Here is a 19802-nt window from a genome sequence, read left to right as displayed (position 1 = left end):
GCGCGAGACACCTTACCTCTTCGGCCGCCGCCGTGCGGCCCCTCTCCTGTCGGGAGCACGATGTTGCACGACCTGCCGGACCGGCTATCGCCGGGATCGCCCTATCCGCTCGGCGCCACGTTCGACGGGGAGGGCGTCAATTTCGCGGTCTTCTCCGCCAACGCCGACGCGATCGAGCTCTGCGTGTTCGATCCCGCGGGCAAGCGTGAACTCCGCAAGCTGATGCTGCCCGAGTGCACCGACGAGGTGTGGCACGGCTATCTCCCCGACGTCGGGCCCGGGCTGGTCTACGGCTATCGCGCGCACGGCCGCTACGCGCCCGAGGAAGGTCACCGCTTCAACCCCAACAAGCTGCTGCTCGACCCCTATGCGCGCCGCATCCAGGGCCAGATCAAGTGGACCGACGCGCTCCACGGCTATCGCATCGGCCACCGCCGCGAGGACCTGTCGTTCGACAAGCGCGACAGCGCGCCCGCCATGCCCAAGGCGATGGTGGTCGACGATCACTGGGACTGGTCGCGCGATCGCCGGCCCAACACGCCCTGGTCCGAGACGGTGATCTACGAGGCGCATGTCAAGGGCCTGACCAAGCTGATGGAGCTGGTCCCCGCGCGCGAGCGCGGCACCTATGCCGCGCTGGGCCACCCCGCGGTGATCAAGCACCTCCAACGCATCGGCGTCACCGCGATCGAGCTGCTGCCGATCCATAGCTTCACGCAGGACCGCTTCCTGCAGGAGAAGGGCCTGCGAAACTATTGGGGCTATAACTCGCTCGGCTTCTTCGCGCCCGAGCAGTCCTACATGGCGTCGGACCACCAGGACGAGCTGCGCCGCGCGGTGCACCGGCTCCACAAGGCCGGGATCGAGGTGATCCTCGACGTCGTCTACAACCACACCTGCGAGGGATCCGAGCGCGGCCCGACCCTGTCGTGGCGTGGGCTCGACAACGCCAGTTACTATCGGCTGGTCCAGGACAATCCGCGCTACACGATCAACGACACCGGCACGGGCAACACGCTCAACATGAGCAAGGCGCGCGTGATCCAGATGGTCGCCGACTCGCTGCGCTACTGGGCGACGAGCTTCGGGATCGACGGCTTCCGCTTCGATCTCGGCCTCACGCTCGGGCGCGAGGACTATGGCTTCGATCCCGGCGCGGCCTTCTTCGACGTGCTGCGGCAGGACCCGGTGCTCGGCCGGCTCAAGCTGATCGCCGAGCCGTGGGACGTCGGCCCGGGCGGCTACCAGCTCGGCAACTTCCCGCCCGGCTTCGCCGAGTGGAACGACAAGTACCGCGACACCGTGCGCAAGTACTGGCGCGGCGACCCGTCGCAGCGCGGCGACCTCGCGGCGCGGCTGTCGGGCTCGGGCGACCTGTTCGACCGGCGCGCGCGGCGTCCCTGGGCGACCGTCAACCTGCTCTCCGCGCATGACGGCTACACGCTCGCCGACACGGTGATGTACGAGGGCCGCCACAACGAGGCCAACGGCGAGGACAATCGCGACGGCCACTCGGAGAATTACTCGCGCAACTGGGGCGCCGAGGGGCCGACCGACGATCCCTCGATCAACGACGCGCGCGGCCGCGTGATGCGCTCGATGCTGACCACGCTGCTCGCCTCGCTCGGCACGCCGATGCTGGTCGCGGGCGACGAGTTCGGCCGCACCCAGGGCGGCAACAACAACGCCTACTGCCAGGACAATGAGATCAGCTGGCTCGACTGGACCGCGGCGGCGAGCGAGGACGGCCAGCGCCAGATCGACTTCACCGCCCGGCTCACCGAGCTGCGCCGGCGCTATCCGGTGCTGCGCGCCGCCGCCTTCCTCTACGGCCAGGACTCGCCCGGCGAGGGCATCAACGACGTCGAGTGGTGGAACGAGCGCGGCGAGCGCATGACGCCCGAGGATTGGGACAATCCCGAGGGCCGCGCGCTGATGATGCGCCGCGCCACGCGCACCGAGGAGGGCGAGGTCGAGGCGATCTCGCTGCTACTCAACGCCGGCGCCGACCCGATCACCTTCCAGCTGCCCGCGCCGCAGGTGCAGCGCGTGGTACTGCTCGACAGCGCCAAGCCCGAGCAGGGCGAGATCGAGGTCGATGACCACTATGAGGTCGCGCCGCAGGGTGCCGTGCTGCTGACGTGGCGGAGCGCGTTCCCGTCATGATGGCCTGGGGTCCCGAGCCGCTCGAGGGCGGCCGCACGCGCTTCCGCCTGTGGGCGCCCGACGCCGCCGCGGTGACGCTCGAGCTCGCCGACGGCGCGCCGATCGCGATGACCGCGGGCGAGGACGGCTGGTACGCCGCCGAGGCGCAGGCCGCACCGGGCGCGCGCTACCGCTTTCGCGTCGGCGAGCAGGCGGTGCCCGACCCGGCGTCGCGCCGCCAGGACGGCGGGGTGCACGGCTGGAGCGTCGTCACCGCCACCGCGTTCGACTGGCAGCACCCGCAGTGGCGCGGTCGGCCGTGGCACGAGATGGTGATCGTCGAGCTCCACGCCGGCGCGCTCGGCGGCTTCGCCGGCGTCACCGAGCGACTCGCCGCCATCGCCGCGGGCGGCGCCACCGCGATCGAGCTGATGCCGCTCGGCGCCTACGGCGGCGAACGCGGCTGGGGCTATGACGGCGTGCTGCCCTATGCGCTGCACGAGGCGTATGGCACGTCCGACGAGCTGCGCACCCTGGTCGACGCCGCGCACGGGCTCGGGCTGAGCGTCTTCGTCGACGTGGTCTACAACCACTTCGGCCCCGACGGGAACTATCTCGGGCTCTACGCCAAGAGCTTCTTCGACGAGGCGGTGCACACCCCCTGGGGCGGTGCAGTGAACGTGTCGGCGCCGCCGGTTGCCTGCTATTTCGTCGACAACGCGCTGATGTGGCTGCGCGACTATCGCGTCGACGGGCTGCGCTTCGACGCCGTCCACGCCATCGCCGACGACGACTTCCTCGACGCCATGGCGGCCGAGCTGCGCGCCACGCTGCCGGGCCGCCACGTCCACCTCGTGCTCGAGAACGAGCGCAACGACGCCGCGCGACTTCACGAGGGCGGCTATGACGCGCAGTGGAACGACGACTTCCACAACGTCCTCCACGTGCTGCTCACCGGCGAGACGAGCGCCTATTACGGCGACTTCGCCGACCGGCCCGCCGAGCGGCTGGCGCGCTGCCTGGCGGAGGGCTTCATCTACCAGGGCGACCCCTCGCCCAACCACGACGGCAAGCCGCGCGGCACGCCGAGCAAGCACCTGCCGCCGACGCGCTTCGTCGCCTTCCTCCAGAACCACGACCAGGTCGGCAACCGCGCGCTGGGCGAGCGGCTGACGCTGCTGACCGCGCCCGACAAGCTGCGCGCCGCCACCGCGCTGCTGCTGCTGTGCCCGCAGGTGCCGCTGCTGTTCATGGGCGACGCCGAGGGCAGCGAGACGCCGTTCCTGTTCTTCACCGACTTCCACGACGAGCTCGCCGACGCGGTGCGCGAGGGGAGGCGCAAGGAGTTCGCCAAGTTCGACGCCTTCGCCGACGAGTCCGCGCGCGAACGCATCCCCGACCCGAACGCGGCGAGCACGTTCGAGCGCTCGCGCCCGGAGCCGGGTCCGCACGCCGCGGCGTGGCGCGCGCTCTACGCCGACCTGCTCGCGCTGCGCGCCGAGCGGATCGTGCCCGGACTCGGGGGCGCGACGTCGCTCGGCGCGCGTGCCACCGGCGCGGCGGCGGTGGAGGCGCGCTGGCGGCTCGCCGACGGCACCACGCTGGCGATCGCGCTCGACCTCGGCGACGCGCCGGCGCCGCTGCCGACACCCGAGCGCGTGCTGTGGCGCGAGGGCGAGCGCTTCGTCGCCTGGGTGGAGACGTGACCGACCTCCCCGCCCGTGCCGCCGCCGCCGGCCTCGTGCGCGACTGGGAGGACGCCGACGGCAACGCGCAGCGCGTGCCCGACGACGTGCTCGCCGCGATCCTCGACCGGCTCGACCCGACGCCGCCCGACACCCCCTTCCTCTCCGCCGACGCGGGCGCCGCGATCGACCTGCCCGCGGACGCGACCGGCGCGGTCGAGCTCCACTTCGAGGACGGCGGCCGCGCGGCCCCGAAGCGCGACGCCAGCGGCCGGCTCCCGGCGCTCGACCGCCCCGGCTACCACCGCCTGCTGGTCGGCGAGCGCGCGTACACGCTCGCGCTCGCGCCGCGACGCTGCCCCGAGCCGCCGCCGCGCAGCTGGGGCGCCGCGGTGCAGATCCCCGCGCTCCAGTCGCGCGCGCCGCGCGCCTTCGGCGACGCCGGCGCGCTGGTCGAGGCGGCCGAGGCGTTCGGCCGGTCGGGCGCGCACGCGCTCGCGATCAGCCCGACGCACGCGCTCTTCCCCGCCGACCCGACGCGCTTCAGCCCCTATGCGCCGTCGACGCGGCTGTTCCACAACGTGCTGCTCGCCGACCCCGGCCTCGTCGGCGTGCCGCTTCCCCCAGCCCCCGCGCCCGCGCTGATCGAGTGGGAGAGCGCGGCGCGCGAGCGACTGCAGCAGCTGCGCGGCGCCTATGACCTCGCCGGCGAGGCGGCGCGCTCAGCCGCGCTCGCCTTCCGCCGCCAGCGCGGCGCCGCGCTCGAGGCGCACGCGCGCTTCGACGCGCTCCACGCGCGGCTCGGCGGGCACGGCTGGCAGGACTGGCCGAGCGCGTATCAGGACCCGAGCTCCGACGCGGTGATCCGCTTCGCCACTGAGCACGCCGACGACGTCGCCTTCTACGCCTTCCTCCAGTGGCTCGCCGATCTCGGTCTCGCCACCGCCCAGCGCACCGCGCGCGAGCGGATGCGGGTCGGGCTGATCGCCGACCTCGCGGTCGGGATGGACGGCGGGGGCAGCCACGCCTGGGGCGCACGCGACGAGCTGCTCACCGGTCTCACCGTCGGCGCCCCGCCCGACCCGCTCGGCCCCGACGGGCAGAATTGGGGCATCACCGCGCTCGACCCGTTCGCGCTCGAGCGCACCGGCTTCCGTCCGTTCATCGAGACGCTGCGCGCGACGCTGGCGCACGCCGGCGGCATCCGCGTCGACCACGCGCTCGGGCTGCAGCGGCTCTGGATCATCCCGGCGGGCGAGAGTGCCGATCGCGGCGCCTATCTCACGATGCCCGGCGACCATCTCCGCCGCATCGTCGCGATCGAGGCGCAGCGCGCCGGCGCGCTGGTGATCGCGGAGGACCTCGGCACCGTCCCGCCCGGCTTCCGCGACGAGCTCGCGCGGCGCTGCATGCTCGGCATGCGCGTGCTGCCGTTCGAGCGCGACGCGGACGGCGGCTTCACCGATCCCACCCGCTGGGACGCGATGGCGGTGGCGATGACCGGCACGCACGACACGCCCACGGTCGCGGGCTGGTGGAAGGGCCGCGACATCGACTGGGCCTGGCAGCTCGGACGCCGCTCGCGCCACGCCAGCGCGGCCGAGGACAAGGCCCACCGCGGCGAGGAACGCGCTGCGCTCTGGCAGGCGATGGGCGAGACCGGTGCGCCTCCCGCGCAACCGCCGCTCGACCGCGTGCTCGCGCACGTCGCCGCCGCGCCCGCCCCGCTCGCGATCGTGCCGATGGAGGACCTGCTCGGCGAGGAGGAGCAGCCCAACCTGCCCGGCACGGTCGACGAGCACCCCAACTGGCGACGCCGCCTCCCCGCCGCCACCGAGCAGCTGCTCGCGCAGCGCGACGTCGCGCGCCGCACCGACCTGCTCACCGCCGAGAGACACGGATGACCCCGCGCGCCACCTATCGCTTCCAGTTCCACAGGGACTTCACCTTCGCCGACGCCGAGGCACTGGTCCCGTACCTCGACCGGCTCGGGGTCAGCCACGTCTATGCCTCGCCGATCACGGTGGCGACGCCGGGCTCGACCCACGGCTATGACGTCACCGACCCGACCCGGATCAACCCCGAGCTGGGCGGCGAGGAGGCGTTCCGCTCGCTCGTGACCGCGCTGCGCGCGCGCGACATGGGCGTGATCATCGACATCGTCCCCAACCACATGGGCGTCGCCGGCGGCCACAACGCCTGGTGGACCGACGTCCTCCAGCGCGGCCCCGACAGCCCGCACGCGCGCGTCTTCGACATCGACTGGCGCGAGCGGATCGTCCTGCCCGTGCTCGGCGCGCCCCTGTCGGAGGCGCTGGCCAACGGCGACATCGCGGTCGAGCGCGCCGGCGACCGCTGGGAAGTGGTCGCCTATGGCGAGCACCACTTCCCGATCCGCGACGAGGATCAAGACGGCGCCGAGACCAGCCCGCTCGCCCCGCTGCTCGAGCGCCAGCATTACCGCCTCGCTTACTGGCGCACCGCCAACGATCAGCTCAACTGGCGTCGCTTCTTCACCATCAACGAGCTCGCCGGCGTCCGCGCCGAGGATCCCGCGGTGTTCGAGGCGACGCACGCGCTCTACCTCCGCCTCCACGCCGAGGGGCTGATCGACGGCGTGAGGGTCGACCATGTCGACGGGCTCACCGACCCGATCGGCTATTGTCACCGGCTGCGCGAGCGGCTCGGTGCCGACGCCTGGATCATCGTCGAGAAGATCCTCGGCGCGGGCGAGCCGCAGCCGGAGGGATGGGCGATCGACGGCACCAGCGGCTACGACTTCATGGAGCAGGTCACCGCGCTGCTCCACGATCCCGCCGGCGCGGAACCGCTCGGCGCCCTGTGGGAGGAGATCAGCGGGCGCAGCGCGACCTTCGAGCCGGAGGAGTTCCAGGCGCGGCAGGACCTGCTTTCGTGGCAGTTCGCGGGGCAGCTCGACGGCTGCGTCGCCGCCTTCGCCGCGCTCGCCGCGAGCGCGCCCGGCGGCGATGGCGTCACCGCCGCCGCGCTGCGCCGCGCGATCGAGCGGCTGCTGTGGGTCTTCCCGGTCTATCGCACCTACGGCACCGGCGACGCCGCGCCCGCCGGAGACGAGGCGGTGCGCGCGCAGGTCCGCGCCCGCGTCGCCGAGCTGATCCCGCCGGGCGAGGCGCCGATCACTGACCGTGTCCTCGCCTGGCTCGCCGGCGACGGCCCCGGCGACGCGACACTCGCCGCCGAGGCGGTGCGCCGCTTCCAGCAGCTCTCCGCGCCGATCGCGGCCAAGGCGGTCGAGGACACCGCTTTCTACCGCTACGGCCGGCTGCTCTCGCGCAACGACGTCGGCTTCGACGCCGAGACCTTCGCCCTACCCCCCGCCGCCTTCCACGCGGTCATGACCGAGCGCGCGCGCGCGGTGCCGCACGCGATGCTCACCACCGCGACGCACGACCACAAGCGCGGCGAGGACGTCCGCGCGCGGCTGGCGGCGGTGAGCGCGCGGCCCGAGGCGTGGCGCGCGTTCGCGCTGCGCTGGGTCGCGGAGGACGAGGCGGTCGATCCCGCCGACGCCTATATGCTGCTCCAGACGCTGGTCGGGGCGTGGCCGGACGATGGGCCCGACGACGGCACCGGCGGCGACTTCGCCGAGCGCGTGAAAGGCTGGCAGCAGAAGGCGCTGCGCGAGGCCAAGCTGCGATCGTCGTGGGAGGCGCCCGACGAGGCCTACGAGGCCGCCGCCGACGCGCTGCTCGATCGCTGGCTCGCCGACGCGGCGTTCGCGGCGGCGGTGGAGGAACTGCTCGCCGCGCTTCGCCCGGTCGCGGAGGCGAACACGCTGGCGCAGGTGCTGCTGCGCTACACGCTGCCGGGCGTGCCCGATCTCTACCAGGGGACCGAGCTGGCCGACCTCTCGCTGGTCGATCCCGACAACCGGCGCCCGGTCGACTACGACCTGCGCGCGCGGCTGCTGGGGGGAGAGGGGCAGCCGAAGCTGCGGCTGATCACCGAGCTGCTGGCGCTGCGGCGCGCGCATCCGACGCTGTTCCGCGACGGCGACTATGCCGCGGCCGAGGCGAGCGGCGCGGGTGCCGCGCACCTGCTCGCCTTCGAGCGCCGCGGCGACGGCCGTACCTTGCGCTGCGCGGTGGCGCTGCACGGGACGACCGACTGGGGTGACACGCGCGTCCGCTTCGCCTCGGGCGAGGAGATGGCCGCGAGCGCGCTGTTCGCGGCGGGGCCGGTGACGGTCGCGGTGGCGTGAGCGGGGTCGGCTTCGAGCCCTAAGGCCCTCCCCGCTCGCGAAGAGGGGGACCAGCCGCAGGCTGGTGGAAGGGGGGATGTCCGCGAACGCTGCGCTGCTTGGAAAGCCCCCTCCATTACCGCGCTTCGCGCGGCGGTCCCCTCCCCGCGATCGGGGAGGATTGGCTCCTCGAGGCCGCCGCTGTCCTACACCTCGGCGGTCTGTCACATACGCGCGGCTCTGTCTCATCGTCGCCGGCCGCGATCGCGCCCCGCGACGCCCGGTTACCGCGATCACCGCGCCATCCGCGCCCAACTCAACGTTCGCGCGAACCGCGCCAGCGACTCAACTTTCGCAACATTCGCGCCCGCCGCCGCCCCGACCCGGACGGAGAGAACCCAGCCTCCCCGTCACTTAGCCGAACACGCCGTCGCCGCGCGAATGTTGAGTCCCGCCAGCCTCAGTGGCTCGCCGTCTCCCCCGCGGCGCGGCGCTCGACATATTTCAGGGTCAGCTCGGCGTTGTGCTCGTCGACCCAGGCCGCCATCGCCAGCTCCTCGTTAAGCGACGCCGTCAGCAGCGAGACCGGCTGCTGGAACCCGCCGGCGTCCGCCAGCGTCAGCAGCGACTTGTAGCTCGCCGCCTCGAAGTTCTCGAAGGCGAAGTTGGCGAAGCTGTTCTTGAGGATCTCGTCGGGCGCGAAGACATGTGCCAGCGCCGCCATGTTGCCCGTGAAGGACAAGGCCGCGTCCTTCAGCACCGAGTGGGTCTCACCGAAGCCGGCCAGGATCTCCTCCAGCCGCTCGATCTGCTGCTCGGTCTCGGCGCGGTGCGTGCGCAGCTGCGCGGCGACCTCCGGATAGTTGGCGAGATGGTCGAGCTGGCGGTCGATCAGCGCCAGTGCCTGGTGCTCGACTCCGTGCGCGTTCTTCAGCCCGGTCACGAACACCGACTGGACCACATCGTTGGAATAGCTTGCCATGCGTCTCTCCTTGCTCTCCCGATCAAGCTGGTGCGGCGCCGGATGTTCCTTTAAAATCATTGGCTTTGATGCAGGTTATCGGTTTTCGGCGCGGGCCGTCGCAGGGCGCTGCAACCCAAGTGTCACATGACTAAGCCATGGCCCCGCTCGGTTTCGCTTGGCGCCGCGCGCAACTCGTGCTTCGGGCTACAGGGATGTGAGCACCTTCGGGTGGGGATGGGAGTTCGATGTTCGCTTGGTTCCAGCGTCTTCTGCCGAAGACGGGTAATTTCTTCGAGCTGTTCGAAGCGCACGCGGTGATCGACCTGGCGGGCGCGCGCGCGCTCGCTCGGCTGGTCAGCGGCGAGGGCGACCCCGCCGCGATGATCGCCGAGATCATCGCGCGCGAGCACGATGCCGACGATGTCACCCGCGACGTGCTCAAGACGGTGCGCTCGACCTTCCTGACGCCGTTCGATCGCGGCGCGATCGCCACGCTGATCGGCGCGCTCGACGACACGGTCGACGAGATGCAGGCCGCCGCCGCCGCGATCGATCTCTACCAGGTGCGCGAGTTCGCGCCGGAGATGCGCGAGATGGCCGCCGCGGCGGTGGAGGCGGCCGAGCTCGCCGTCGCGGCGATGCCGCTGCTGCGCGACGTCAGCCGCAACGGTCAGAAGCTGCACGACTTCACCGAGCAGTTGATCCGCATCGAGGGCCGCGCCGACGAGATGCACGCCGCCGGACTCAAGCGCTCGCTCGGCGAGTTCGGCCGCACCGACACCTTGCGCTTCGTGGTCGAGCGCGAGCTGTACAAGCATCTGGAGCGCGTGCTCGACGCCTTCGAGGACGTCGCCGACGAGATCGATGGCATCGTCATCGATCACGCCTGACGCGCGCCCATGCACGAGCTCGCCTTTCCGCTGCTGGTCGGCCTCATCCTGGTCGCGCTGGCGTTCGATTACCTGAACGGGCTGCACGACGCCGCCAACTCGATCGCCACCGTGGTGGCGACTCGGCTGCTGTCCCCCGTGCAGGCGGTGGTGTTCGCCGCCTTCTTCAACTTCGCCGCCTATTTCCTGACGCTGGCGGTGCCGAGCCTCCACGCGGTCGCCGAGACGATCGGCAAGGGGCTGATCGCGCAGGAGGTGGTGACCCCCGCGGTGATCTTCGGCGCGCTCGGCGGGGCGATGACGTGGAACGTCATCACCTGGCTGAGGGGCATTCCCTCGTCGAGCAGCCACGCGCTGGTGGGCGGGCTGATCGGCGCGGGCGTGGCGCATGCCGGGCTCACCGGGGTGCAATGGGGCGGGCTCAACAAGACGCTGATCGCGATCGTGCTCTCGCCGACGATCGGGATGTTCCTGGCGATGCTCGTCATGCTGCTGTCGAGCTGGGCGCTGCGCCACCGCACCGCGAACCAGGCGGAGCGCTCGTTCCGCGTGCTCCATCTCGTCTCGTCGGCGGCCTATTCGCTCAGCCACGGCCTCAACGACGCGCAGAAGACGATGGGGATCATCACCGTCCTGCTCTACTCGACCGGCTATCTGACGGGGCCCTTCGAGGTGCCGCACTGGGTCGCGATCAGCTGCTACGTCGCGATCGGGCTCGGCACGATGACCGGCGGCTGGCGGATCATCGAGACCATGGGCTCGCGGATCACGCGGCTGTCGCAGCACCAGGGGTTCAGCGCCTCGCTGGCGGGCTCGATCGTGCTGTTCGGCGCGTCCACTCTGGGGATCCCGGTGTCGACGACGCACACGATCACGGGCTCGATCATCGGCGCCGGCGTGGCGCGGCGCGCCTCGGCGGTGCGCTGGGGCGTGGCGAAGAACGTGGTGGTGGCCTGGGTGATCACCATCCCCGCCTCGGCCGCGGTGGGCGCGCTGGTCTACTCGCTGACTTTGCTGTTCTGACGCGGTCAGGGGCAGGCAGGCGCCTCGCCCCTTCACCCCGTCGTCAGCGTCTTCGCCACCGCCACCTGCCAGCCCGCCACGAGCCGCTCTCGGTCCGCCGCGGCCATGCGCGGCTCGAAACAGTCGCGCCGCGCCCAGGTGGCGCGCACCGCGTCGAGGTCGGCCCACACGCCGGTCGCCAGCCCGGCGAGGAAGGCGGCGCCCAGCGCGGTGGTCTCGAGATGCACCGGCCGCTCGACCGCCACCTCGAGCAGGTCGGCGAGGAACTGGCACAGCCAGTCGTTCGCCGCCATGCCGCCGTCGACGCGGATCGTCGCCGGCGCGGCGCCGCCGTCGGCGATCATCGCCGCGGTGAGGTCCATCGTCTGATAGCCCACCGCCTCCAGCGCGGCGCGCGCGAGATGCGCCTGGGTCGCGCCGAGCGTCAGCCCGAAGATCGCGCCGCGCGCGTCCGGGTCCCAGTGCGGCGCGCCGAGGCCGACGAACGCCGGGACCATGTAGACGCCGTGGCTGTCGGGCACCTGCGTCGCCATGTCGTTGGTCTCGCGCGCGTGGGTGATCACGCCGATGCCGTCGCGCAGCCACTTGACCGCCGCCCCCGCGACGAAGATCGAGCCCTCCAGCGCGTAGGTCATCGCGCCGTCGAGCCGATAGGCCGGCGTGGTCAGCAGACGATGTTCCGACTCGATCGCCTCGCCGCCGGTGTTGAGCAGCAGGAAGCAGCCGGTTCCGTAGGTCGATTTGGCCATGCCGGTGTCGAAACAGGCCTGGCCGATCAGCGCGGCCTGCTGGTCGCCCGCGATGCCCGCGATCGGGATGGCGACATCAAACAGGCCCTCGGCGGTGTGGCCAAAGACCCGGCTGTTGTCGTGCACCTCCGGCAGCAGCGCCATCGGTACCTCGAACAGGCGGCACAGCTCCTCGTCCCAGCGTTGCGCGCGGATGTCGTAGAGCAGGGTGCGGCCCGCGTTGGTGACGTCGGTGGCATGGACCGCCCCGCCGGTCAGCCGCCACAGCAGGAAGCTGTCGATCGTGCCGAACGCCAGCTCGCCGCGCTCGGCCCGCTCGCGCGCGCCCTCGACGTGATCGAGGATCCAGGCGAGTTTGGTGGCGGAGAAATAGGGATCGATCAGCAGGCCGGTCTTGGCACGCACCGCGGGTTCGTGCCCGGCGGCCTTGAGCTCGGCGCAGAGCCTGGCGGTGCGGCGGTCCTGCCAGACGATCGCGCGGTGGATCGGCGCGCCGCTGGCGCGGTCCCACACCACCACCGTCTCGCGCTGGTTGGTGATGCCGATCGCCGCCACGCCCTCCGCCCCGACGCCGCTCCCCGCGATCGCGTCGCGCGCGACCTGGAGCGTGTCGCGCCAGATATCCTCGGGGTCGTGCTCGACCCAGCCGCCCTCGGGATAATGCTGCGCGAACTCGGTCTGCGCGGTCGCGACCGGGCGCGCGTCCCGGTCGAAGACGATCGCGCGGGTCGAGGTGGTGCCCTGGTCGATCGCCAGCACGTGGTTCTTGGTATCGCGCATGATCCCTCTCCTCAGCGCCGCCGCGGCAGGTACGGCTTGACCAGGAACTGATAGAGCCCCGCGCCGGTGACGCCACCCACCAGCGGTCCCGCGATCGGCACCCACCAATAATGGTCCGGCCCGGGGAAGGCGGACTCGCCCCAGCCGAGCAGCCAGCAGAACAGCCGCGGTCCGAAATCGCGCGCGGGGTTGATCGGCCAACCCTCGAGGAAGCCCGCCGAGGCGCCGATGCACGCCACCAGCAGGCCGATGATGAGCGCGCTGGCGTTGGCCATCGGCGCGGAGGTGTTGAACTCGTCGGTGATCGCGAAGATGCCGAGCAGCAGGATCGCGGTGAGCACCACCTCGTCCCAGAAGGCGTGGACCGCGGTGATGTGCAGCCCCGGCGCGGTGAAGAACACGCCCGCCGCCCCGCCCTCGGCGCGGGTGAGCGCGTGGCTGGCGTTATAGGCGTCGATCACGGGGCCGAACATCTGATAGACCAGCGCCGCGCCGATCATCGCGCCCGCCACCTGCGCTGCCACGTACGGCAGCACCTTGCGACGCGGGAAGTCGCGGAAGAGCGTCAGCGCCAGCGTCACCGCCGGGTTGGCGTGCGTGCCCGAGACCGCGCCGGTGACGTAGATCGCGATCGTCACCGCGAGACCCCAGGCGATGCACACGCCCCAATAGGCCGTGGCATAGGGGCTCGGGTCGTAGAGCGTGATCATCGCCGCGGCCGAGTCGCCCAGCGTCATGATGATCGCCACCGCGAGCATCTCCGAGATCAGCTCGCCGCGCAGCGTGCTGACCGCCGGCGCCGCTTCGTCCGCCATGTCCCCTCTCCCCGCGGCCCTGGTGGCCGTCGCCGACTTTTGTCCGCCGGGTTCGAACGAACGTCAACATCTTCGTTTGAAGTCGCGCGCGCCGCGGCTCATATTCGCGCGATGGCGAGCGGGAACGACACACGCGACGGCTTCGACACCGACCTGCTGGTGGTCGGCGGCGGGATCAACGGCGCCGGGATCGCGCGCGACGCCGCCGGTCGCGGCCTGCGCGTGACGCTGGTGGAGCAGGACGACCTCGCCGCCCACACGTCCTCGGCCTCGACCAAGCTGATCCACGGCGGGCTGCGCTACCTCGAGTACGGCGAGGTGCGGCTGGTGCGCGAGGCGCTGATCGAGCGCGAGCGGCTATGGGCGATGGCGCCGCACATCATCTGGCCGCTGCGCTTCGTGCTGCCGCAGACGAACTCGCCGCGTCCGGCCTGGATGGTGCGCGCGGGGCTGTTCCTCTACGACCATCTCGGCGGGCGCGAGCGCCTGCCCGCGACCGAGACGATCCGCCTCGCGTACGACCTCCGCGGCGATGGGCTTCGTCAGCGCGGCCGCGCCTTCGTCTACTCCGACTGCTGGGTCGAGGACAGCCGGCTCGTCGTGCTCAACGCGCGCGACGCCGCCGACCGCGGCGCGGCCGTGCTCACGCGCACCCGCCTCGTCGACGCCGCGCGCGCGGGCGGCGGCTGGCGCGCGACGCTGTCAGGCGTGGGCGCGGACGCCGGCGGCGAGCGCACCCTCACCGCGCGCGCCCTGGTCAACGCCGCGGGGCCCTGGGTCGCCGACATCCTGTCGCGCGTGCCGCACGCGCGCGACGACCGCGGGGTGCGGCTGGTCAAGGGCAGCCATATCGTCGTGCCGCGGCTCTACGCGGGCGACCACGCCTTCATGCTGCAGAACCCCGACCGCCGCATCGTCTTCGCCATCCCCTATGAGGGCGCCTTCACCCTGGTCGGCACCACCGACGAGCCGTGGGAGGGCGCACCCGGCCGCGCCGCGATCGCGCCGCACGAGACCGACTATCTGCTCGAGACGATCGCGCGCTACTTCGAGGCGCCCGTCTCGCGCGAGCAGATCGTGTGGAGCTATGCCGGCATCCGCCCGCTGTACGACGACAAGGCCGCCAGTGCCTCGGCGGTGACGCGCGACTATGTCCTCGACCTCGACCGCGGCCCCGCCGGCGCCAATGAGAACGCCCCGATGCTGAGCATCTTCGGTGGCAAGATCACGACCTATCGCAAGCTCGCCGAGCACGCGATGGCGGAGCTGGCCGAGACCTTCCCCGACGCCGGCGGCGCCTGGACCGCGGGCGCGACGCTGCCCGGCGGCGACTTCCCGGCCGAGGGGTTCGAGCCGCTCGTCGACTCGCTGGCGGGCGATTATCCCGCGCTCGACCGCACGCTGCTGCGCCGTCTGGCGCGCGCTTACGGCACGAAGGCGCGCGTGCTGCTCGGCGAGGCACGCACCGCCGCCGACCTCGGCGAGGACTTCGGCGCGGGGCTCACCGCACGCGAGCTCGATTATCTCGCCGCGACCGAGTGGGCGCGCACCGCCGAGGACGTGCTCTTTCGCCGCAGCAAGCTCGGACTTCACGTGCCGCCGGGGACCGCCGAGCGGGTCGACGCCTATCTCGCGCGCGCCGCGACGGCGGCGTGAGCGCGGACGCGCCCGACGGCGGCGATCCCGCCGCCGAGCGCCATCGCCGCATCCTCGCGCTGGCGCGGGGTGCCGGGCGCGTCACGGTCGACGACCTCGCCGCGCGCTTCGACGTCACCCCGCAGACGATCCGACGCGACCTCAACGTGTTGGCGCGGCGCGCGCTGCTGTCGCGCGTGCATGGCGGGGCGATCGTGACCTCCGGGGTCGACAATCTCGCTTATGCCAAGCGCCGCGGCGTCGCGACCGGTGCCAAGGCGGCGATCGGCGCCGCCGCGGCCGCGCTGATCCCGAACGGCGCGTCACTGTTCATCAACATCGGCACGACCACCGAGGCGGTCGCGGGGCAGCTGGTGGCGCACCGCGACCTGCTGGTGATCTCGAACAACCTCAACGTCATCGACCTGCTCGACGGGCATGACGGGATCGAGCTGGTGGTGGTCGGCGGTCAGGTGCGCCGCGGCGACCGCGCGGTGGTGGGGGCGCTGGCGATGCGCTTCATCGAGAGCTTCAAGGTCGACGTGGCGCTGATCGGCGCCTCCGCGATCGACCTCGACGGCAGCCTGCTCGATTTCGCCGCGGACGAGGTGCAGGTCACCCAGACGATCGCGCGCAACGCGCGCCAGGTGATCCTGGTCGTCGATGCGTCGAAGGTGGGGCGCGCGGCGCCGGTGCGGGTCGGGCGGCTCGACATGGTGGACTATCTCGTCACCGACCAGCCGCTGCCGGACGAGCTGCTGCGCGCCTGCCACGAGCATCGCGTGCAGGTGATCGAGGCGGGGTGAGCGGAGTAGCAAGCTGCTGGTGGGGCGATCTTGTGGCTGGCGCCATCCATTTACCCGCGGGCGTCATCCTGGACTTGTTCCAGGATCGACGACACCGCGCACATCTCGGCCGCTGTATTCGCGGCGCGGTGCATCCTGCAACGACTTCAGGATGACGCCAGGGGCTAGCGGAGAGGCCGTCTTACCCCTTATCGCCGCGCCGAACCCTTCACATAGGGCACGAAGTCGCCGAGCCGCAGGATCGGCCGCGGCACGCGCGAGAAGCGGTCGACGACGCGGATCTGGTCGTTGCGGCACAATTGCCCACCGAAACGCTCGGTCACCAGCACGTCGTCCCACCGCATCGTCTCGAGGCGACCGATCGGCACGTTGACCCAGATTCGTCGCCCGTTGCCGTACACGATCGCCTTGCCCGAGATGATCCGTTGCGAGTCGTTGGTGGTCGGTGTGATGCAGCGCACCGCCGGCTCGGCGGTGCGACCCTTGAGCAGCTCGGCGAGCTCCGCGTCCGGCGTCTTGCGCTTCGCCGCCGCGGGCGCTGCCGCGAGCAGCGCCACCATCGCCATCGCCACGCCTGCCCTCAGCATCGTACCACCTCGCGCCTCACGCCGTCACCTCGACAAGGGAACGCCGCCCCCTCAGGCTCGTTCCGTGCCCTAACTTCAGGGGTTTAGCCGAATGACCAAGACAGAGGCGGCAGCGCTCACCGCGCTGACCGACCCATTGCCGACGCCGCAGCTGGGCATCGCCGAGAGTGCGGCGGCACTGGCCGAGCTGCTCGGCGAGCGCGACCTGTTCGTCGCCGCCGTGGACGAGGCCCGCGGTCTCTCGCTGGCGCACGCGCTCGCCGCGGCGGTGCCCGACGCCTGCGTGATCTTCTGCCCCGGCAGCGACGCGCTGCCGGGCGAGAGAGCCGCCGCCTCCCCCGCCAACGTCGGCCAGCGTGTCTCGGCGCTGCGGCGGCTGCGGCTCCTGACCGAGAAGAAGGGCGAGCGCCCGCGCCTCGCCTGCGTCACCACCGGAGAGGCGCTGGCGCGCGCTTATCCGCCCCCCGCGGCGTTCGAGGCCGAACCGCCGACGGTGAAGCGCGGCGCGGCGCTCGATCTCGCGCCGCTCTACGACGAGCTGATCGCGATCGGCTATGTCGCCGACGAGCGCGTCGACGAGCCCGGCGAGGTCGCGTTGCGCGGCCAAGTGCTCGACGTCTTCCCCGCCGACGCGCCGCAGCCGCTGCGGATCGAGGTGGCCGAGGACAAGGTCGTCGGCCTGCGCAGTTACGACCCGGCGGACCAGCGCACGACCGAGGAGCTGGAGGAGCGCGAGCTGGGACGCGTGTCCGAGCCGGAGGTGACCGCGCCTTCCGCGAAAGGGTCCGGCGCCACCACCACCCTGCTCGATCATCTCCCCGACGCGCTGGTCGTGATCGGACCGGCGGCGGAGGAGCGGCGGCGCCGGTTCCTCGCGCTCGCCGCCGACACCGCCAGGAGATCGCCGCATCGTACGCTCGCCGACGTCGTCGAGGCGGCGGCCTGGGCGAAGGCGCTCGCCGGGCGCGATCAGGCCAGCGTCGATCGCGCCGGTGACCCGCCGCCGCGCTTCGTCGAGCACAAGGCGCCGCTGCGCGCCTTCGCCAAGCTCGCTCGCGCGGCGCGTGAGGAGGGCGACCGCGTGGCGCTGCTCGGCAGCGAGCGCGACCTGCGTTTCCTACGCCGGCGCGTCGCCAAGGCGCTCAAGGACGAGATCGCGACGGTCGACTCCTGGGCCGAGATCGCGACGGCGAAGACCGGCGCGCTCGTCGCGCTCGCACTGCCGGCGGACCGCGGCTTCCGGCGCGAAGGCGTGCTCGCGGTCGCCGCCGCCGACCTGCTCGGCAGTCGCGCGGAGCGCGAGAGCCTCGCCACCGCGCCCGCCGATCTCGCCTTGTTCGAGACCGGTGAGATCCGGGTCGGCGACGTCGTCGTCCACGAGGAACATGGTATCGGCGTCGTGCTCGGACTCGAGCGCCTGCCCGGCGAGGAGGACGGCGACGCGATCAAGCTGGGCTATGCCGACGACGGCGTGCGGCTCGTGCCGGTCGCCGAGGCGGACCGCATCTGGCGCTACGGCGCCGACGCCGACGCGGTGACGCTCGACCGACTCGACGGGTCGAGCTGGCAGAAGCGCCGCGGCGAGATCGACGCGACCATCGCCGAGAGCGCGCGCCAGCTCACCGAGGTGGCGCGCGAGCGTGGGGCGCGCGAGGCGCCGGTGCTCGATCCCGATCCCGCCGCCTACGAGCGTTTCGCCGCCGGCTTCGCCTTCACCGAGACCGCCGACCAGGCGCGCGCGATCGAGGCGGTGCGCCACGATCTCGCCTCGGGCCGACCGATGGACCGGCTGATCGTCGGCGACGTCGGCTACGGCAAGACCGAGGTGGCCCTGCGCGCCGCCGCGATCGCCGCGCTCGCGGGCAAGCAGGTCGCGGTCGCCGCGCCCACCACGGTGCTCGCGCGCCAGCATCTGGAGAGCTTCGCGCGCCGCTTCGAGCCGCTCGGGATCGAGGTGGCGGGCCTGTCGCGGCTGAGCAGCGCGGCGGAGAAGAAGCGCGTCAAGGCGGGGCTCGCCGACGGTTCGATCCGCGTCGTGATCGGCACCGGCGCGGTGGCTGGCAAGGGCGTCGACTATCACGACCTCGCGCTGGTGGTGATCGACGAGGAGCAGCGCTTCGGCGCCGCCGACAAGGAGAAGCTGCGCTCGCTCTCCGCCGGCCACGTGCTGACGCTGAGCGCGACGCCGATCCCGCGCACGCTGCAGAGCGCGCTGGTCGGGCTGCAGCAGCTCTCGATCATCGCCACCCCGCCCGCGCGGCGTCAGCCGATCCGCACCGCGGTGGGTGACTTCGATCCCGAGACGCTGCGTGCGGCACTGCTGCGCGAGCGCGCGCGCGGTGGGCAGAGCTTCGTCGTGGTCCCGCGGATCGAGGACATGGCGGGGATCGCCGACAAGCTCGCGCGGCTCGTGCCCGAGCTGTCGCTGGTGCAGGCACACGGCAAGATGCCCGCGGCCGAGATCGACGAGGCGATGGTGCGCTTCGCCGGCGGCGACGGCGACGTGCTGCTGGCCACCAACATCATCGAGGCGGGGCTCGACGTGCCGCGCGCCAACACGATGGTGATCTGGCGCGCCGACCGCTTCGGCCTGTCGCAGCTCCACCAGCTGCGCGGGCGCGTGGGGCGCGGGACGCGACGCGGGCACGTCCTGCTCGTCACCGATCCCGAGCACGAGATCGCGCCGCGCACGTTGAAGCGGCTGCGCACCCTGGAGGCGTTCGACCGGCTCGGCGCCGGCTTCGCGATCAGCGCGCGCGACCTCGACATGCGCGGCGCGGGCGACCTGCTCGGCGACACCCAGGCGGGGCATATGAAGCTGATCGGGATCGACCTCTACCAACAGCTGCTCGAGGGCGCGCTGCGCCGCGCGCGCGGCGAGGAAGTGGAACGCTGGACGCCCGAGCTTCAGCTCGAGCTGGGCGGCCGCCTGCCCGAGAGCTGGATCCGCGACGAGGAGATCCGCGTGACGATCTACGCGCGGCTGGCGCGGATCGACGAGGGCGAGGCGCTCGACGCGTTGGAGGAGGAGCTGGAAGATCGCTTCGGCGCGCTACCGGAGGAAGCGAGGACCTTGCTGGCGGTAGCGCGGCTGCGGGTCGACGCGAGCGCGGCAGGGATCGCGGCGGTGGCCGCGGGCCCGGCGGCGATCGCGCTGACGCCGCGGCCGGGCGTGGAGATCGACGCCGCCGCACACGGGCTGGAGGCGAAGGAGCGTCGGCTGCTGCTGCGCGAGCGGATCGATTCGCCGCGCGAACGGCTGGAGCGCGCGGGCGCGTTGTTGCGGGAACTGGCGGGAGAGTGAGAGGGTGGCTGCGGAGGCCGCGCTGAGCTGAGCGGCTCTCGCACCTCCGGACGGCGCATCGCTGGGGCGAGGCTCAACTCGCCCGGTCCCGTTCGCGTCGTGTCACCTGCTACCGCTCGCCTCGTGGCGCCCACTTCCGTTCGCCGCGAGTGGCCGTCGGGCCTGTCGACACGGCGTATCGAGAGGGACGCACACGGCGC

Annotated in this window: 13 protein-coding genes; 9 read left to right on the top strand and 4 right to left on the bottom strand. The window is 72.3% G+C overall.

The features are described from left to right. The first annotated feature begins 60 nt into the window (after window positions 1–60). Genes glgX through treY form a run of 4 tightly spaced genes read left to right on the top strand, consistent with a single transcriptional unit; the run spans window position 61 to window position 8070 of the window. Entirely contained in the window at window positions 61–2166 is a 2106-nt protein-coding gene (gene glgX, locus FHY05_RS21505) for a glycogen debranching protein GlgX (protein WP_183946490.1), read from the top strand. Continuing rightward, the gene (gene treZ / locus FHY05_RS21500) at window positions 2163–3851 is read left to right on the top strand and encodes a malto-oligosyltrehalose trehalohydrolase (protein WP_183946489.1); all 1689 of its coding nucleotides are present in this window, start codon (window positions 2163–2165) and stop codon (window positions 3849–3851) included. Before glgX ends, treZ begins: the two co-directional genes overlap by 4 nt. Continuing rightward, window positions 3848–5734: a 4-alpha-glucanotransferase gene (malQ, locus tag FHY05_RS21495; protein ID WP_183946488.1), complete on the top strand. Its 1887-nt coding sequence runs from the start codon at window positions 3848–3850 to the stop codon at window positions 5732–5734. Before treZ ends, malQ begins: the two co-directional genes overlap by 4 nt. Beyond that, entirely contained in the window at window positions 5731–8070 is a 2340-nt protein-coding gene (gene treY, locus FHY05_RS21490; RefSeq protein ID WP_183946487.1) for a malto-oligosyltrehalose synthase, read from the top strand. Before malQ ends, treY begins: the two co-directional genes overlap by 4 nt. A 439-nt stretch (window positions 8071–8509) precedes the next feature. Here the strand turns inward: treY and FHY05_RS21485 are convergent, their stop codons facing one another. Continuing rightward, a complete protein-coding gene (locus tag FHY05_RS21485; RefSeq protein ID WP_183946486.1) occupies window positions 8510–9031 on the bottom strand; it encodes a ferritin-like domain-containing protein in 522 nt (173 codons plus the stop codon). Between the two features lie 227 nt (window positions 9032–9258). On the opposite strand from FHY05_RS21485, the gene FHY05_RS21480 reads away from it, so the two are divergent. Further along, complete coding sequence (locus tag FHY05_RS21480; protein WP_183946485.1) at window positions 9259–9903, top strand: DUF47 domain-containing protein; 645 nt, start codon at window positions 9259–9261, stop codon at window positions 9901–9903. A gap of 9 nt (window positions 9904–9912) precedes the next feature. Further along, the gene (locus FHY05_RS21475; protein WP_183946484.1) at window positions 9913–10926 is read left to right on the top strand and encodes an inorganic phosphate transporter; all 1014 of its coding nucleotides are present in this window, start codon (window positions 9913–9915) and stop codon (window positions 10924–10926) included. 32 nt (window positions 10927–10958) lie between these two features. On the opposite strand, the gene glpK is transcribed toward FHY05_RS21475, so the two are convergent. After that, window positions 10959–12455 carry a glycerol kinase GlpK gene (gene glpK, locus FHY05_RS21470; protein ID WP_183946483.1) on the bottom strand — a complete coding sequence of 499 codons (1497 nt, stop codon included), beginning with the start codon at window positions 12453–12455 and terminating at the stop codon, window positions 10959–10961. 11 nt (window positions 12456–12466) lie between these two features. Continuing rightward, window positions 12467–13270, bottom strand: coding sequence for an MIP/aquaporin family protein (locus FHY05_RS21465; RefSeq protein WP_183946482.1), 804 nt, complete (start codon window positions 13268–13270; stop codon window positions 12467–12469). 111 nt (window positions 13271–13381) lie between these two features. Between FHY05_RS21465 and glpD the strand changes: the two genes are divergently transcribed. After that, on the top strand, window positions 13382–14926 hold the full coding sequence (glpD, locus tag FHY05_RS21460; protein WP_183946481.1) for a glycerol-3-phosphate dehydrogenase: 1545 nt from the start codon (window positions 13382–13384) through the stop codon (window positions 14924–14926). Continuing rightward, window positions 14923–15711, top strand: a complete 789-nt coding sequence (locus FHY05_RS21455; RefSeq protein WP_183946480.1) for a DeoR/GlpR family DNA-binding transcription regulator — start codon at window positions 14923–14925, stop codon at window positions 15709–15711. Before glpD ends, FHY05_RS21455 begins: the two co-directional genes overlap by 4 nt. Window positions 15712–15899: 188 nt before the next feature. On the opposite strand, the gene FHY05_RS21450 is transcribed toward FHY05_RS21455, so the two are convergent. After that, the gene (locus FHY05_RS21450; protein WP_183946479.1) at window positions 15900–16298 is read right to left on the bottom strand and encodes a hypothetical protein; all 399 of its coding nucleotides are present in this window, start codon (window positions 16296–16298) and stop codon (window positions 15900–15902) included. Between the two features lie 91 nt (window positions 16299–16389). Here FHY05_RS21450 and FHY05_RS21445 point away from each other — a divergent pair, with 91 nt between their 5' ends. Then, the gene (locus FHY05_RS21445) at window positions 16390–19602 is read left to right on the top strand and encodes a helicase-related protein (RefSeq protein WP_183946478.1); all 3213 of its coding nucleotides are present in this window, start codon (window positions 16390–16392) and stop codon (window positions 19600–19602) included. Window positions 19603–19802 lie beyond the last annotated feature (200 nt).

The sequence above is a fragment of the Sphingomonas sp. BK580 genome (assembly GCF_014194975.1).
GTDB lineage: Bacteria > Pseudomonadota > Alphaproteobacteria > Sphingomonadales > Sphingomonadaceae > Sphingomonas.
This window is presented reverse-complemented; position numbering and strand designations above follow the sequence as displayed.

What these genes read in the sequence shown, in the direction of transcription:
- glgX (WP_183946490.1), top strand. Translation starts at nt 61, where the DNA reads ATGTTGCACGACCTGCCGGACCGGCTATCGCCGGGATCGCCCTATCCG.
- treZ (WP_183946489.1), top strand. Translation starts at nt 2,163, where the DNA reads ATGATGGCCTGGGGTCCCGAGCCGCTCGAGGGCGGCCGCACGCGCTTC.
- treY (WP_183946487.1), top strand. Translation starts at nt 5,731, where the DNA reads ATGACCCCGCGCGCCACCTATCGCTTCCAGTTCCACAGGGACTTCACC.
- FHY05_RS21485 (WP_183946486.1), bottom strand. Translation starts at nt 9,031, where the DNA reads ATGGCAAGCTATTCCAACGATGTGGTCCAGTCGGTGTTCGTGACCGGG.
- FHY05_RS21480 (WP_183946485.1), top strand. Translation starts at nt 9,259, where the DNA reads ATGTTCGCTTGGTTCCAGCGTCTTCTGCCGAAGACGGGTAATTTCTTC.
- FHY05_RS21475 (WP_183946484.1), top strand. Translation starts at nt 9,913, where the DNA reads ATGCACGAGCTCGCCTTTCCGCTGCTGGTCGGCCTCATCCTGGTCGCG.
- glpK (WP_183946483.1), bottom strand. Translation starts at nt 12,455, where the DNA reads ATGCGCGATACCAAGAACCACGTGCTGGCGATCGACCAGGGCACCACC.
- FHY05_RS21465 (WP_183946482.1), bottom strand. Translation starts at nt 13,270, where the DNA reads ATGGCGGACGAAGCGGCGCCGGCGGTCAGCACGCTGCGCGGCGAGCTG.
- glpD (WP_183946481.1), top strand. Translation starts at nt 13,382, where the DNA reads ATGGCGAGCGGGAACGACACACGCGACGGCTTCGACACCGACCTGCTG.
- FHY05_RS21450 (WP_183946479.1), bottom strand. Translation starts at nt 16,298, where the DNA reads ATGCTGAGGGCAGGCGTGGCGATGGCGATGGTGGCGCTGCTCGCGGCA.
- FHY05_RS21445 (WP_183946478.1), top strand. Translation starts at nt 16,390, where the DNA reads ATGACCAAGACAGAGGCGGCAGCGCTCACCGCGCTGACCGACCCATTG.